This window comes from Serratia sp. OS31 (assembly GCF_014164835.1).
Lineage (GTDB): Bacteria > Pseudomonadota > Gammaproteobacteria > Enterobacterales > Enterobacteriaceae > Serratia > Serratia liquefaciens_A.
Genome location: NZ_JACJFQ010000107.1, coordinates 1 through 630 on the forward strand (window position 1 = coordinate 1; position 630 = coordinate 630).

Consider the following 630-nt stretch of genomic DNA (forward strand, 5'->3'; position numbering starts at 1 on the left):
ACCTTTGTCGCTATGATGGATGGTGCCGGAAGGCCGACGGGCCCACAGCGCCTGCTCCAGTGCATCCAGCACGAACGCTGTTTCCATCGACGATGACACCCTCCATCCCACAATGGCGCCGGCGAACACATCAATGATGAACGCGACATACGCAAAGCCCTGATAGGTGGCGCAATAGGTAAAATCTGCCACCCAAAGCTGGTTCGGGCGTTCTGCCACGAACCGGCGCCGCCGCCTCCTTACGGCTTATCGTGGTTCGCACTTTTTTACCCCGACGCACGCCCGCAAGCCCCATTTCCGTCATGAGCCGTTCCACCGTACACCTGGCCACTTTGAGCCCCTCTCGCAACAACTGTCGCCAGACCTTTCGGGCACCATAGACGCTGTAATTTTCATTGAATACCCGTTGTATTGCGGATTTGAGTCGCTCATCACGTTGACTGCGTTTCTCCGGATGTCGCCGACGCTGGTCATGCCAATAATACGTTGACGGGGCAATATCCAGTTCGTGGCATACCGGTCCGACCCCATGTTCAGCGCTGAGGATATCCAGCAGTGGCATTATTTTTTCCACAGGCGGTCGAACTCCGCCTTGGCAAAATAAGCCGAAGCCTGGCGCAGAATGTCGTT

1 pseudogene and 1 other annotated feature are annotated in these 630 nt (G+C 56.3%); the pseudogene reads right to left on the reverse strand.

Annotated features, from left to right (window positions below):
* Nucleotides 1-630: pseudogene (locus H5P17_RS26525) on the reverse strand (IS3 family transposase); the annotation flags it as partial.
* Nucleotides 491-607: a sequence feature (AL1L pseudoknot), on the reverse strand. It overlaps the preceding pseudogene by 117 nt.